The 12,926-nt window shown below is 61.6% G+C and carries 14 protein-coding genes; 7 read left to right on the top strand and 7 right to left on the bottom strand.

What is annotated here, in order from left to right:
* Positions 1–50 precede the first annotated feature (50 nt).
* The 3 genes from ABM428_RS09340 to dusB are packed head-to-tail and all read right to left on the bottom strand — an operon-like array spanning position 51 to position 3,504.
* Entirely contained in the window at positions 51–1,424 is a 1,374-nt protein-coding gene (locus ABM428_RS09340; RefSeq protein ID WP_005853488.1) for a response regulator, read from the bottom strand.
* A 2-nt stretch (positions 1,425–1,426) separates the two neighbouring features.
* A complete protein-coding gene (locus ABM428_RS09335) occupies positions 1,427–2,518 on the bottom strand; it encodes a nitrogen regulation protein NR(II) (RefSeq protein WP_005853487.1) in 1,092 nt (363 codons plus the stop codon).
* Positions 2,518–3,504: a tRNA dihydrouridine synthase DusB gene (dusB, locus tag ABM428_RS09330; protein WP_132996616.1), complete on the bottom strand. Its 987-nt coding sequence runs from the start codon at positions 3,502–3,504 to the stop codon at positions 2,518–2,520. Before dusB ends, ABM428_RS09335 begins: the two co-directional genes overlap by 1 nt.
* A gap of 182 nt (positions 3,505–3,686) precedes the next feature.
* Here dusB and ABM428_RS09325 point away from each other — a divergent pair, with 182 nt between their 5' ends.
* The 4 genes from ABM428_RS09325 (at position 3,687) to ABM428_RS09310 (ending at position 7,125) form a co-directional block, all read left to right on the top strand.
* Complete coding sequence (locus ABM428_RS09325; protein WP_132996617.1) at positions 3,687–4,829, top strand: bifunctional 2-C-methyl-D-erythritol 4-phosphate cytidylyltransferase/2-C-methyl-D-erythritol 2,4-cyclodiphosphate synthase; 1,143 nt, start codon at positions 3,687–3,689, stop codon at positions 4,827–4,829.
* Positions 4,826–5,323: a phosphatidylglycerophosphatase A gene (locus ABM428_RS09320; protein WP_132996618.1), complete on the top strand. Its 498-nt coding sequence runs from the start codon at positions 4,826–4,828 to the stop codon at positions 5,321–5,323. The genes ABM428_RS09325 and ABM428_RS09320 overlap by 4 nt, the downstream gene beginning before the upstream one ends.
* On the top strand, positions 5,316–5,783 hold the full coding sequence (locus ABM428_RS09315) for a CinA family protein (RefSeq protein ID WP_132996619.1): 468 nt from the start codon (positions 5,316–5,318) through the stop codon (positions 5,781–5,783). The genes ABM428_RS09320 and ABM428_RS09315 overlap by 8 nt, the downstream gene beginning before the upstream one ends.
* 160 nt (positions 5,784–5,943) lie before the next feature.
* A complete protein-coding gene (locus ABM428_RS09310) occupies positions 5,944–7,125 on the top strand; it encodes an ammonium transporter (RefSeq protein ID WP_132996620.1) in 1,182 nt (393 codons plus the stop codon).
* Between the two features lie 52 nt (positions 7,126–7,177).
* On the opposite strand, the gene ABM428_RS09305 is transcribed toward ABM428_RS09310, so the two are convergent.
* Positions 7,178–7,633: a type II toxin-antitoxin system RatA family toxin gene (locus ABM428_RS09305; protein WP_005853481.1), complete on the bottom strand. Its 456-nt coding sequence runs from the start codon at positions 7,631–7,633 to the stop codon at positions 7,178–7,180.
* A gap of 67 nt (positions 7,634–7,700) precedes the next feature.
* Here ABM428_RS09305 and hpt point away from each other — a divergent pair, with 67 nt between their 5' ends.
* A complete protein-coding gene (hpt, locus tag ABM428_RS09300) occupies positions 7,701–8,237 on the top strand; it encodes a hypoxanthine phosphoribosyltransferase (protein ID WP_037944251.1) in 537 nt (178 codons plus the stop codon).
* Complete coding sequence (locus ABM428_RS09295; RefSeq protein ID WP_005853479.1) at positions 8,234–8,407, top strand: hypothetical protein; 174 nt, start codon at positions 8,234–8,236, stop codon at positions 8,405–8,407. Before hpt ends, ABM428_RS09295 begins: the two co-directional genes overlap by 4 nt.
* 141 nt (positions 8,408–8,548) lie before the next feature.
* On the opposite strand, the gene lipA is transcribed toward ABM428_RS09295, so the two are convergent.
* Both lipA and ABM428_RS09285 read right to left on the bottom strand, forming a co-directional pair.
* On the bottom strand, positions 8,549–9,496 hold the full coding sequence (lipA, locus tag ABM428_RS09290) for a lipoyl synthase (RefSeq protein ID WP_005853478.1): 948 nt from the start codon (positions 9,494–9,496) through the stop codon (positions 8,549–8,551).
* Positions 9,497–9,610: 114 nt separating this feature from the next.
* Positions 9,611–10,705 carry a DUF6456 domain-containing protein gene (locus tag ABM428_RS09285; RefSeq protein WP_132996621.1) on the bottom strand — a complete coding sequence of 365 codons (1,095 nt, stop codon included), beginning with the start codon at positions 10,703–10,705 and terminating at the stop codon, positions 9,611–9,613.
* Positions 10,706–10,897: 192 nt separating this feature from the next.
* On the opposite strand from ABM428_RS09285, the gene ABM428_RS09280 reads away from it, so the two are divergent.
* Entirely contained in the window at positions 10,898–11,335 is a 438-nt protein-coding gene (locus ABM428_RS09280; protein ID WP_327565527.1) for a DUF6477 family protein, read from the top strand.
* On the opposite strand, the gene ABM428_RS09275 is transcribed toward ABM428_RS09280, so the two are convergent.
* A complete protein-coding gene (locus tag ABM428_RS09275; protein ID WP_005853475.1) occupies positions 11,242–12,780 on the bottom strand; it encodes a trimethylamine methyltransferase family protein in 1,539 nt (512 codons plus the stop codon). The genes ABM428_RS09280 and ABM428_RS09275 overlap by 94 nt on opposite strands.
* Between the last annotated feature and the right edge of the window lie 146 nt (positions 12,781–12,926).

Raw genomic sequence — 12,926 nt, 5'->3', positions numbered from 1 at the left:
GTGGTCCTGATCCGGCTTTGAGGCTAGATGGCCACGGTTATGTGGCGCTTTTACATCATTTTTCGACCGCGTGTCACCTCAATATCGAGGTCCGTGATCTTTTTTCTCAGCGTATTGCGGTTGATTCCCAGAAGGTCTGCACATTTCGCCTGATTACCAGCGGTTGCGGCAAGGGCGATCTCGATCAACGGGGCTTCGATCTCGCGCAGGATACGGGCATAAAGACCGGGGGGCGGTAGCATGGATCCGTGCTGGTCAAAGTATCGCTGTAGGTGACGTTCGACCGACGCGCCAAGCTTTTCGGTATTGGCCTGCGCGCGCAGCGGTTCGGGGTCGGGTTGCGCCCCCAGCACATGCTCTGCCTCGGATTGGGTGATTTCGGGCGCGCGGCTGGTCAGCGCCAGTTGCCGCATCGCGTGTTCCAACTGTCGCACATTGCCGGGCCATTGATAGTTGGCAAAGACTTTCGCCGCCCCTTCGGACAGGGCGCGCGGCGCGGTATTGCCGGTTTCGGACCGTTCAAGGAAATGCGCGGCAAGCAAGGCAATATCATCCACGCGGTCGCGCAGCGCGGGGACATGCAGCGTCGCCCCCGAGAGACGATAATACAGATCGCGCCGCAGGGTGCCCGCCTTCATCGCGGCGGCTAGATCCGATTGGCTGGTGGCAAGGAACCGCGGCGCATGTTCACCGGGCGTGTCCATCATGCGCGCGATACGGGCCTGAATCTCTTCCGAGAAATCACCGATCTCGTCAATCAGCAGCGTCCCGCCGCGGACCCTGGCCAAGACTCGTGTCGGGCCCTCAAGGTCTTGCAACTCTGCCGAGGTGACGGTGACAAAGGGCAGGTTCCGCCGGTCAGAAAAATCGTGGATCGCCTTGCCGATCAACGATTTGCCCGTGCCGGATTCGCCCCAGATCAACACCGGCAGATCCGTGTTCATCACCCGCGCTACTACGCGGTAGAGCGCCTGCATCACCGGCGTGCGCCCCACCAGCGGCAGATCATCCCGATCCCCATCGCTGTCAGAGCTGGTCTGCGCCGGACGGCGCGCCGGTCCGCTGCGCTCCAGCGCGCGGGCGGTGCGTTTCATCAGGTCAGGCAGGTCGAAAGGCTTGGGCAGGTAGTCATAGGCTTCCGCCTCTGCCGCCTTGATCGCGGTCATGATCGTGTTCTGCGCCGAGATCACGATCACGGGCAAACCGGGTCGGTCCTGCGCGATCTTGGGCAGCATCTCGAGCCCATTGCCGTCGGGCATCACCACATCCGAGATCACAACGTCGCCTTTACCCTCGCCCACCCAACGCATCAGGGTGGTCAGGCTGGATGTCGCGTGCACCTTGCAACCCGCGCGGGTCAGTGCCTGTGTCAGAACGGTGCGGATTGTGCGGTCGTCATCAGCGACCAGAACGGTGCCATCCATCGTTAATTCTCCTGATCGGAAGCGGTATTTTCAATTTGGGTCTTATCGGCCCGTGGGAGTGAGATGCGGAACACGGTCTTGCCGGGCACAGACTCCACCGTGATCCAGCCGCCGTGGTCGGAAATGATCTTGCTCACCAGCGCCAGCCCCAGCCCGGTGCCGTTCTCGCGCCCGGATACGAAGGGTTCGAACACGTCAGCGCGGATCGCCTCTGGTAGACCGGGGCCGTCGTCGATGACTTCGATCTGCAAGGGCAGCGATTGCGCCGTGCCGTCGGATCGGCGCATGCGGAATGAATGTTCATAGTAGCTGTGCAACCGGATCGTGCCGCCCGAGGGGCCCGCCGCCTCTGACGCGTTCTTGATCAGGTTCAGCACCACCTGCAACAACTGGTCCTTGTCGCCCAAGGCTGGCGGCAGCGAGGGGTCGTAATCCTCGATGATCTTCATGCGCGCGCCAAACCCCAGCAGCGCAGACCGGCGCGCGCGGTCCAGCGCGTCATGCAGGTTCACCGCCTTGCGTTCCGGCGGCATCAGGTTGCCGAATTGTTCGACCTGTTCCAGCAGCTTCACGATCCGGCGCGATTCCGCGACGATCAGGTCTGTCAGCTCCAGATCCTCGGTGCTGAGATTCATGCTGAGCAGTTGCGCGGCACCGGTGATCCCTGCCAGCGGGTTCTTGATCTCATGGGCCAGCATCTCGGCCATGCCGATGGCGGATTTGGCGGCGGATTTGACCGAATTATTCTGCGTCATCCGACCGGCCATCTCGCGGGGGGTGATCATCAGGATCATCTGCCCCGCCGCATCGATCAGCGGCGCGAAGTGCAACGCACATTGCACCGGCGGGCGTTGGCCGCTGCCGACATCCACATCGTTGACGAACAAGGGCGTGCCATTGTCGCGGGCGCGGGTGAACGCCTCTTCCAGCGGGGCATCGACGGCGATCATGTCCCACACCGGCACACCGCGCACGGATTTTGCAGAGGCGTTCAGAAACCCTTCGGCTTCCGAGTTCAGCTCGGCGATCGTGTCGTCGGTATCGATCAGAATGGCGGGCACAGGCAGCGATGCGAAAACAGTATCCAGCGACATCAAGCGGCCTCCAACTGGTGGTCCGGCAGACAGGCGGACGGGATAAGACGGTGGACCTCGGCGGGACTGGCCGCGGTCAGTACCGCGCGGCGCAGATCAGCGGGGGTGTTGCTGGTGTCCATGTACCACCCCAGATGTTTGCGCGCGACGCGCAGGCCGATCACCTCGCCATAGAACCGGATGATCGCCTCGTAGTGGTCGGATACCATGCGCGCGAAATCGGCGCCCTGCGGGATGACCGGTGCGGGCGCGCCGAACAGATCATGGGCCACCTGAGCGAGCAGCCAGGGTTTGCCTTGCGCACCGCGCCCGATCATCACACCATCCGCCCCCGACCGCGCCAGCGCTTGTCGCGCGGCATCGGTGCTGATGATATCGCCATTGGCAATGACGGGAACAGAGACCGCCTGTTTGACACCCGAAATCGCGGCCCAATCGGCGGACCCCTTATAGAACTGGCAGCGCGTGCGCCCGTGGATGGTGATCATGGTGATCCCCGCCGCTTCGGCGCGCGCGGCGATCTGTGGCGCGTTCAGCATATTGTCGTCCCACCCCAGCCGCGTCTTGAGCGTGACGGGCACGTTCACCGCGTTCACCACCGCCTCGATCAGGCGCAGCGCGTGGTCGGGCGTTTTCATCAGCGCAGAGCCGGAATAGCCTTGGGTCACCTTCTTGGCAGGGCAGCCCATATTGATGTCGATCACCCGCGCGCCCTGCCCTTCGACCATCCGCGCGGCCTCGGCCATGGGGGCGGCCTCGCGTCCTGCCAGCTGTACCGCAGTGCCTTCGACACCAAGCCCTAGTTCGGCCTTTTCCAGCGTCCCGGGGCGGGCGTTGATCATGTCGACGCTGGCAACCATCTCTGACACCACCAACCCTGCGCCAAAAGACGCCACCAATGTGCGGAACGGCAGATCAGTGATCCCCGCCATCGGAGCCAGCAAAACAGGCGGGTCGAGTTTGAAGGGCAGATCCGAGAGATCCAAACGCTTAATCCTTGTGCAATTGCCTTTGGTTTACCGAGGGGTGGGCCGAAACTCAATCAAACCAAAAGCTTTTGCTGGTGAGAAACTGACCTATTGCCTAAAATTTAGGCATAGGGCGCGGGCGATTGCGCAGGCCGCTTTGCAGGCTTAGAACGGGGCGAGTTTATCAAAGGGGGCGCGCGATGGCGTCGACACCGAAAATCGCAGCGCTCATCGTGGCCGCCGGACGGGGCACCCGTGCGGGGGGCGCCGTGCCCAAACAATGGCAGCCGCTGTGCGGGAAACGCGTGATCGACCACACGCTTGCGGCTTTCCAGCGGCATCCGCAGGTCGACCGGATCATCATCGTATTGAACGCCAGTGACATGGCTGAGGCCGACGGGTTCACCTACCAAGGCTGTCTTGTCGCCGAAGGGGGCGCGGATCGTGCAGCATCGGTGCGCAACGGTCTGGCGCTGTTGGGGGATGCGGATCTGGTGCTGATCCATGACGCCGCCCGCCCCTGTGTCACGCCGCAGATCATCGACGGTGTGATCGACGCGCTGGCCACAGATGCCGCAGCCGCCCCCGGCCTGCCTGTCACCGACGCGCTTTGGGTCGCCGAAGACGGAGCCGTCGCAGGCACGCAGGACCGCACCGCGCTTTATGCCGCACAAACCCCGCAAGGCTTCGATGCGGCCACGATCCGCGCCGCCCATGCCGCCTTTGAAGGCATCGCCGCCGATGATGTAGAGGTCGCCCGCGCCGCCGGTGTTGCGGTTGCCATCACCCCCGGCAGCGTCGATAACCTGAAAATCACGGTGCCGGGCGATTTGACCCGCGCCGCCCGCATATTGGAGTCTTCAATGGATATTCGCACCGGCAACGGGTTTGATGTACATGCTTTCGGTCCGGGGGATCATGTCACACTTTGCGGCGTTGATATTCCGCATGATCAGGGGCTGGTCGGCCATTCCGACGCCGATGTCGGTATGCATACGGTCACCGATGCGATCTATGGCGCGCTGGCTATGGGCGACATCGGCCAGCATTTCCCCCCGTCCGACCCGCAGTGGAAAGGTGCGCAAAGCCATATCTTTCTGCGCCATGCCGCCGACCTGGCGCGCAGCGAAGGGTTCACCCTCACCCATGTCGATTGCACGCTGATCTGCGAATACCCCAAAGTGGGGCCTCATGCCGCAGAGATGCGCCGCGTGATGGCGGATATCCTGTCCCTTGAGGAAAGCCGTGTGTCGGTCAAGGCGACGACCTCGGAACGTTTGGGATTTACCGGCCGCGGCGAAGGCATCGCCTGCATGGCCACAGCAACATTGGTGAAACTATGACTTTGGCAAAGCTGATCGCGACCGTTCTGGGGGTGGGCTACATCCGCCCTGCCTCGGGCACATGGGGGTCGCTGGTGGCGCTGCCCTGGGCCTGGCTGCTTCATGTCATCGGTGGGCTGCCGCTGTTGATCGCAGGCATCGTGCTTACCTTTACCGCAGGTTGGTGGGCCACCGCACGCATGACCGCGGGAAGTGCGGATCATGATCCGTCGGAAATCGTGATCGACGAGGTTGCAGGCCAATGGGTCGCGCTGCTGCCGCTCAGCTATGCCAGTTGGACGATGGACATGAACATCCTTGTGATGTGGCCCGGCTGGATCGCGGCGTTTGCGCTTTTCCGTCTGTTCGACATCTGGAAGCCGCTGATCATCGGCAGGGCCGACCGGCGCGGCGATGCGCTTGGCGTGATGCTGGATGATATCTTTGCAGGTATTTTCGCCCTGCTGGGGGTGATCGCACTGGCCGTGCTGTATCACGTGTATCTCTTTGCCTGATTTGCACGCCCTTCTGGACCGCGCCCGCGCGCGCGAGGTCATGATCGCCTGCGCCGAAAGCTGCACGGGCGGCATGGTCGCCGCCGCCCTGACGGACCTCCCCGGATCCTCCGCGATCTTTGACCGTGGGTTTGTCACCTATACCAATGCCGCCAAGATCGATCTTCTGGGCGTCAGCCCCGAGACGCTTGCCGCCCACGGCGCGGTGTCCGAGCAGGTCGCCCTTGAAATGGCGCGTGGTGCCTTGGCACGATCCGGCGCGCAGATTGCCGTGTCGATCACCGGTATCGCAGGCCCCGGCGGGTCAGAGCATAAGCCCGAAGGCCGCGTCTGTTTCGGCCTCGCCACGACGTCCGGTATCACCACCCAAACGCAAGAGTTCGGCGCATTGGGCCGCGATAAGGTCCGCCGCGCTGCCCGCGATTTCGCCTTGGGGCTGATTTTTGAGGCGATTACATAACGCCCGCAAAACAGGCGGCATGGCTAAATTGCTGCCTAAATATGTGGCGAATGTAGAAATGCCCGTTTAATCACCGGCTTTGCCCACTTTTTAACTTTTGTCACGCGCGCACATCCGTTTCACCCGTCTGCAATCAAAAACCTTTCGGGAGGAAACCAAGATGAACGCAGCTGATACGGCCTGGATCATGACCGCCACGGCCTTGGTCCTGTTCATGACATTACCGGGGCTCGCGCTCTTCTATGGCGGGCTGGTGCGCAGCCGCAACGTGCTGAGCGTTTTCATGCATACCTACGGCGTCGCCTGTCTGATGAGCGTGCTGTGGTTCTTCGCCGGATACTCCATCGCCTTTGGTCCCGACACATCGGGCCTCTGGGGCGGCTTGGGCAAGATCGGCCTGTCGGGGGTCACTGCTGACAGCCTGTCAGGCTCCCTGCCCGAGATCCTGTTCTTCGCCTTCCAGATGACATTCGCAGTGATCACCCCCGCGCTGATCGTCGGTGCCTATGTGGAGCGTATCGGCTTTGGCTTTGTAATGCTCTTCTCGGGTCTCTGGATGCTGCTGTGCTACGCGCCCGTGGTGCATTGGGTCTGGGGCGGCGGTTTCCTGGCCGATGGTGGCATCTTTGGCGAGGTCGGCGTGCGCGATTTCGCGGGCGGCATCGTGGTGCATGAAACAGCCGGCCTAGCGGCGCTGATCCTCGCGGTCTTCCTTGGTCCACGCCTCAACCACAACACCCCGCCGCATAACCCGGGCTTCGTGATGATCGGTGCGGCGATGCTCTGGGTCGGCTGGTTCGGCTTTAACGGCGGCTCGCAACTGGCCGCAGACGGTGGTGCGGCAATGGCGATCACGGTGACCCATATCTCTGCCGCCACCGCCTCGCTCACCTGGGCGCTGTGGGAGCGGATCAAATTCGGCAAGGCATCGTTGGTCGGCATCGTCACAGGCACCATCGCGGGGCTGGCCTCCATCACGCCTGCGTCGGGCTTCGTCGGCCCTTGGGCGGCGCTGCTGATCGGCGCGGTTGCCGGGATCCTGTGCCAGGAAGCGGTCGTCTTGATCCGCAACAAGGCCAAGATCGACGACACGCTTGATGTATTCGCGGTTCACGGCGTGGGTGGTATCTTCGGCACCATCATGATCGCGGCCCTCGGGGCGGGGTCCTGGGCCGCACAACTGGGGTCGCTGGCGATTGTCGGTGTCTATACCACTGTGGTGACCGTTGTGCTGGTGGTGGTCTGCAAGGCGATCACGCCGCTGCGTGTCAGCAAAGAGGTCGAGGTCAACGGGCTTGATCTATCCGTCCACGGTGAACGGGCCTATGATCTAAGCAGCTGATCCGGAACCCAAAGACCCACACAAAGGCCCCGCATTGGGGCCTTTGTTGTTTCTAGGCCCCGGCCCCATAGAGCGCGGCCGCGCGTTTCTCGAACGCCCGCACCACTCGCTGCATCGCCTCGTTAAAGACGACGCCGATGATCTTTTGCAAAATCGCGTTCTTGAATTCGAAATCGACGAAGAAATGCACCTTGCAGCTGCCGTCGCCATTGTCCTCGAACGCCCAGTTCGATTTCATGTATTTGAACGGGCCATCCAGATATTCGGTGTCGATCTTCTTGGCCTCTGGCCACAACACCACCCGACTGGTGAAACGTTCGCGAAACACTTTGAAACTGATGACAAGATCGGCGTCCATCACCTCGTGATCACCCTTATCCTCACGGCTTTTGATCCGCGCGGCGGCGGTCCAGGGCAGAAAATCTGGGTATGACGCCACATCGGCCACCAGATCATACATCTGTTGGGCGGTGTAGGGCAGTTCGCGGGTCTCTGAATGGGTAGGCATTGATTTCCATCTGTCATGAAGTTAGCCCTTATGAAATCCTATCTCCCCCTTTTTCAAGGTAAAACCCATGACGACGCGACCTTATGTCATCGATGAAATGATCTCGGCCAAGGCAATCGCCGCGCGGATCGAAACCCTTTGCCGCGAAATCCAAAGCGAATTCGCAGGCACCGAAAAGCTGACAGTGGTGGGGCTGCTGCGCGGATCTTTCGTGTTTATCGCCGATCTGGTGCGCGAGCTTGACCTCCCGATCGAGGTCGATTTCCTCGAAGCCTCCAGCTATGGCGATGGCATGGAAAGCAGCAGAGAAGTACGTATCCTCAAAGACTTGCGCGGCGCAATCGAAGGGCGCGATGTGCTGGTTGTCGAAGATATCGTCGACACGGGCCACACCCTGCATCACGTGCGCAACCTGCTGATGTCGCGCGACCCCGCACGGCTGAAAACCATTGCCCTGCTCGACAAACCCAGCCGCCGCGAGGTGGACATGAAGGCCGATTGGATCGGCTTTGAAATTCCCGATGAATTTGTTGTGGGCTACGGCATCGATTTCGCACAGCGCGACCGCAACCAGCCCTTTATCGGCAAGGTCCGTTTTACATGAACGTCGCTTGGCTGATGCGGATGAAACGGTGGGTGCAGCACCCGCCCTCGGCGGGCCGCGTCAAATTCGTCTTTGCTGTGGTCCTGGCCGGCGCGCTGATCTTTGCCGCAGAATACTTTGGCTACTGGCCCGAATGGGCCACGACTCAACGGATCAAAAACCCGTTCTAACCTTTCCAAATGGATGTAAATCCCGGGGAGTTTGAGGGGCAGCGCCCCTCATTATATCGCGTGAGTTTGAGGGGCAGCGCCCCTCATTGTACCGCGCGAGTTAGAGGGGCAGCAGCACCCCTCAAACTCACTGCAACACAGTTACCCTAACTTCGCCAACCGCGCCGCCTGCAGCCGCGCAAAGTCATCCCCTGCGTGGTAGCTCGACCGCGTCAGGGGCGTCGCAGAGACCATCAAGAACCCTTTGCCATAGGCCGATTTTTCATAGGCGGCGAATTCATCGGGATGCACAAAGCGGTCCACCGCGTGGTGCTTTGGTGTCGGCTGCAGATATTGCCCGATGGTCAGAAAATCGATGTCCGCCGCGCGCATGTCTTCCATGACCTGCATAACCGACTGACGATCCTCGCCCAGACCGACCATGATGCCGGATTTGGTAAACATCGTCGGATCAAGCTCTTTGACCCGCTGCAACAGACGCAGCGAATGGAAATACCGCGCCCCGGGGCGGACCTCGGGGTAGAGGCCGGGCACTGTTTCCAGATTGTGGTTAAACACATCCGGGCGCGCCTCGACCACGGTTTCCAGCACTTTGGGATCACAGCGGATGAAATCGGGGGTCAGGATTTCGATCGTGGTGCCCGGGGACCGTTTGCGGACGGCGCGGATGGTCTGGGCAAAATGTTCTGCCCCGCCGTCTTCGATGTCGTCGCGGTCCACGCTGGTGATCACCACGTGGTTCAGCCCCAGTTTGGACACAGCATCGGCCACACGCCCGGGTTCAAAGATGTCCAGCGCTTCCGGTGGGCGCCCTGTTGCGATGTTGCAGAAGGTACAGGCGCGGGTGCAGACCTCGCCCATGATCATCATGGTGGCATGGCCCTGCGACCAGCATTCGCCCACATTCGGGCAGCCCGCTTCTTCGCAGACAGTCACCAGTTTGTTCTCGCGCATGATCTTTGCGGTATCCGCATAGCCTTTGCCACCCGGCGCCTTCACCCGGATCCACGACGGCTTTTTCGGCTGTGGATTGTCGGGGCGTCGGGCCTTTTCAGGGTGGCGCTGCTCGGGGATTTTCAGGTCTCGCATGATCAGGCTCCGTTTGGAATACGCCCCTTATGTAGTCGGTTCGCGCGGCGCATGAAAGAGGCAGTTGTCATCTGCGGGGCAGCCATGCGGTGCGCGCCGATCCGGATCCGCCGTCTAGCCGATCATCGCACTCCCGGGGCCAAGCGTTTCCGCATAGTGTTTGCGCAAGCGCATCAGGGCGATACGCAGAACGATCTTTCCCGACCGTGCTGACCAGCCTAGGCGCTTTTCCGTGGTTTCCAGCCCTTCCAGATAGCAGCAGCACCGCAGCACAATATCCGACAGACCCGGCCCCAGATCCGCCAGCGCCGATCCCACCCGTGCCCGGGCTGCAGAAGGTGCGCTGCCTTCAAAGCTGACGCTGTCGCCCTGCCCGCCCGGTGCCAGAAACCGGTCCCAGTTCTGCGTCACCGCCTCGCCCATTTGCGCCAGTTCGAAATCCTCGCGCAGGCGCTCTCCGGCTTGGACGAGACTGTCGGACAGGAATGGCGCGCCTTTCGCGTCGCGTCTGCGGGCGAGCGCGGCCAACGGGCTTTCTGCCAGAGTGTAGCGCAAGCGCCGCGCTGTCTTCTGCCGCGCCCCCTCTGGCAGCGGCGGCGCAGGGGCATAACTGGTTTGGGCGTCGGCAAAACCGTTCTGTGGCCCCTGACCCAGCATCTCTTCCAGCGCATGCCGTCCGGCCGCGGTGATGTGATAGCGCAGGATGCGCCCCTCGCCATCGGTTGCGATCCAGCCGTTAAGCGCCATCGCCTGCGCGACACAGCGGTCCACCACGGCAGTCCGCGTCTGTGCGCCATCCGGACCACTGCGCACGACAACGGCCTTGTCCATCTCGGCCGCGACCGCCAGCAGCGCACCGGTTTCGCACAAGCGCCGCAAAATGCGCTGCGCCTCGCTGCTCAGAGTTTCATCATCGGGCATCATGGGGGGTGAGGTGTCATTCATCGCGGCGGGCTCCTGCATGGGGTGGGTTTCAAAACGGCTGACCTGCCCCAGCAGATCAAGGGCGTCGTCCACCAGCGGATCATCACGCCGCGTTTCCAGCCGTCGGATCTGGCGCAGGATGGTAGAGGCGTGACACTCAGCTGATCGCGCCAGCGCCCGGATCGGCTGGCCCATCTCCACATGCGACACATAATGCCGCGCGGCATCCGGCACCCATCCGGGCAATCCCCGCCCGTGCGGCGGCGTATTCAAAACTTGGGTCATGCGGTCTCCTTTCTTCAGGCGGCGCGGTTATCCACAGCCTTATCCACAATACCAAAAGGTTAATTGGTTATGGATTTGTTAATATTTACCGATACAACCCATAATTGTTTCCAATGGGTAAACAGTCGTAACCGCGACGCACGCTGACCCCGCTGCGCGAGCAACACCAGTATCCTGCGTGAAATCCTGCCCATGAGCGGCCATGCGTTTGCATGCAGCCGCAGTCAGCAAGGATTTGATTTTATGCAAGATATTCTAGCGCGTCTTCGCGGTATTCGCCGTCCCGCCATATTGGTGCAGGCAGGCTCCATCGGGGCCCGCAGCTATCGCCGCGGCCCGGCCCTGCGACGGATACTGGGGAAAGCGCCCCCACCGCGCAGCGCCGTGGTGCTGGTGCAGCTGATCGATATAGAGGCAGACCTGAACGCCAGACGTAAGAAGACGGACGCAGGCTATAACCTGGTCCGTCATATAGAGGTAATGATCGCCCTCATTGCCGAGGCCGCGATCTTGCGCGAAACCCATCAAAGATGCGGCTACATAAAGCTGTCAGGCTCCGCCGCCTTGCGTTCCGCGACAAAGGCATCAAGCGCCGCACGCGTCTCGGGGTCCATAGGCGGTTGCACATAGTCGCCCAACAGCTTTTCGACCCGCGCCGCCGCCAGCGACTGGGTATCGCGCGCGCCCTCATCTGACCATGTTTCAAATGGCTTGTAGTCCAGCAGATCGGATTTCCAGAAGGCTTCCTTAAAGTTGGCCTGTGTGTGCGCGCATCCCAGATAATGCCCGCCGGGACCAACCTCGCGGATCGCATCCAGCGCTTGCGCGTTTTCGTCAATCTCTACACCGCGCGCCAAATGGTGCAACGCGCCCAGTTGATCGGCATCCATCACAAATTTCTCGAACGAGGCGACCAGCCCCCCTTCCAGCCAGCCACAGGCGTGGAGCATAAAGTTCACCCCCGACAAAAGCCCCATGTTCAGACTGTTCGCCGTCTCATAGGCTGCTTGCGCGTCGGGCAGTTTTGACCCGCAGAACGACCCCGAGGACCGGAATGGCAGGTTCATCCGCCGCGCCAATTGCCCCGCCCCATAGGTGATATGCGCGGCTTCCGGCGTGCCAAAGGTCGGCGCACCCGAGTTCATGTCGATCGAGGTCACAAAGGCCCCGAAAATCACCGGCGCGCCCTTACGGATCAGCTGGCTATAGGCGATGCCGGCCATGACCTCGGCCAGAACCTGCGTCAATGTCCCTGCCACGGATACCGGTGCCATCGCGCCGCCAACGATAAAGGGGGAAATGATCGACGCCTGATTGTTCTCGGCAAAGACCTTCAGCGCCCCCATCATCACATCATCAAACGTCATGGGTGAGTTGATGTTCACCAGCGACGTCATCACCGTGTTCTGGTCGACGAAATCCGCCCCGAACAGAATCTTGCACATGTCCACGGAATCCTGCGCGCGGCTCGGTTCCGTGACGGATCCCATGAAGGGTTTATCGCTTAGCGTCATATGCGCATGGAGCATGTCCAGATGGCGCTTGTTGACGGGCACGTCGGTGGGCTCACAGACGGTGCCGCCGGAATGGTGCAACCACTTGGACATATAGCCAAGCTTCACGAATTTGTTGAAATCGTCCATCGTGGCATAGCGACGGCCCCCGGCGGTGTCGCGCACGAAGGGCGGGCCATAGACCGGGGCCAACACCAGATTGCGCCCGCCGATCTCGACGTTGCGCGCGGGGTTACGCGCGTGCTGGGTGAACTGCGACGGCGCGGTCTTGCACAGCTCGCGTGCCAGCCCGCGGGGGATACGCACGCGGTCGCCGGTCACATCCGCCCCGGCCGCGCGCCACAGCGCCAGCGCCTCGGGATTGTCGGGAAAGTTCACGCCGATCTCTTCCAACACCGTATCGGCGTTATACTCGATGATCTGCAGCGCCTCTTCGGTCAGCACCTCGTAGTTGGGAATGTTGCGTTCGATGTATTTCGCTGTCTCGAAGGACACAGCCGAGCGTGCCGCCCGACGTGCCGCACCGCCACCACCGCGCCCGCGTCTTGCTGATTCCGCCATGAGGTCTTCCTTTCCGCCAAAACTGACGCCTAGCTACCCCATTCACGCAGCGGGCTTTACGCGGTTTACGGCCTTAGAGGTCAAAAACCGACATCATGATCCGCCGACCCCTTCATTTTGCCAAAATAAACTCCGGGGGTCTGGGG

It is taken from the genome of Sulfitobacter sp. TCYB15, assembly GCF_040435955.1.
GTDB classification, from domain to species: domain Bacteria; phylum Pseudomonadota; class Alphaproteobacteria; order Rhodobacterales; family Rhodobacteraceae; genus Sulfitobacter; species Sulfitobacter pontiacus.
The sequence above is the reverse complement of the archived record's forward strand: the minus strand, read 5'-3'. Positions and strand labels throughout refer to the sequence as shown.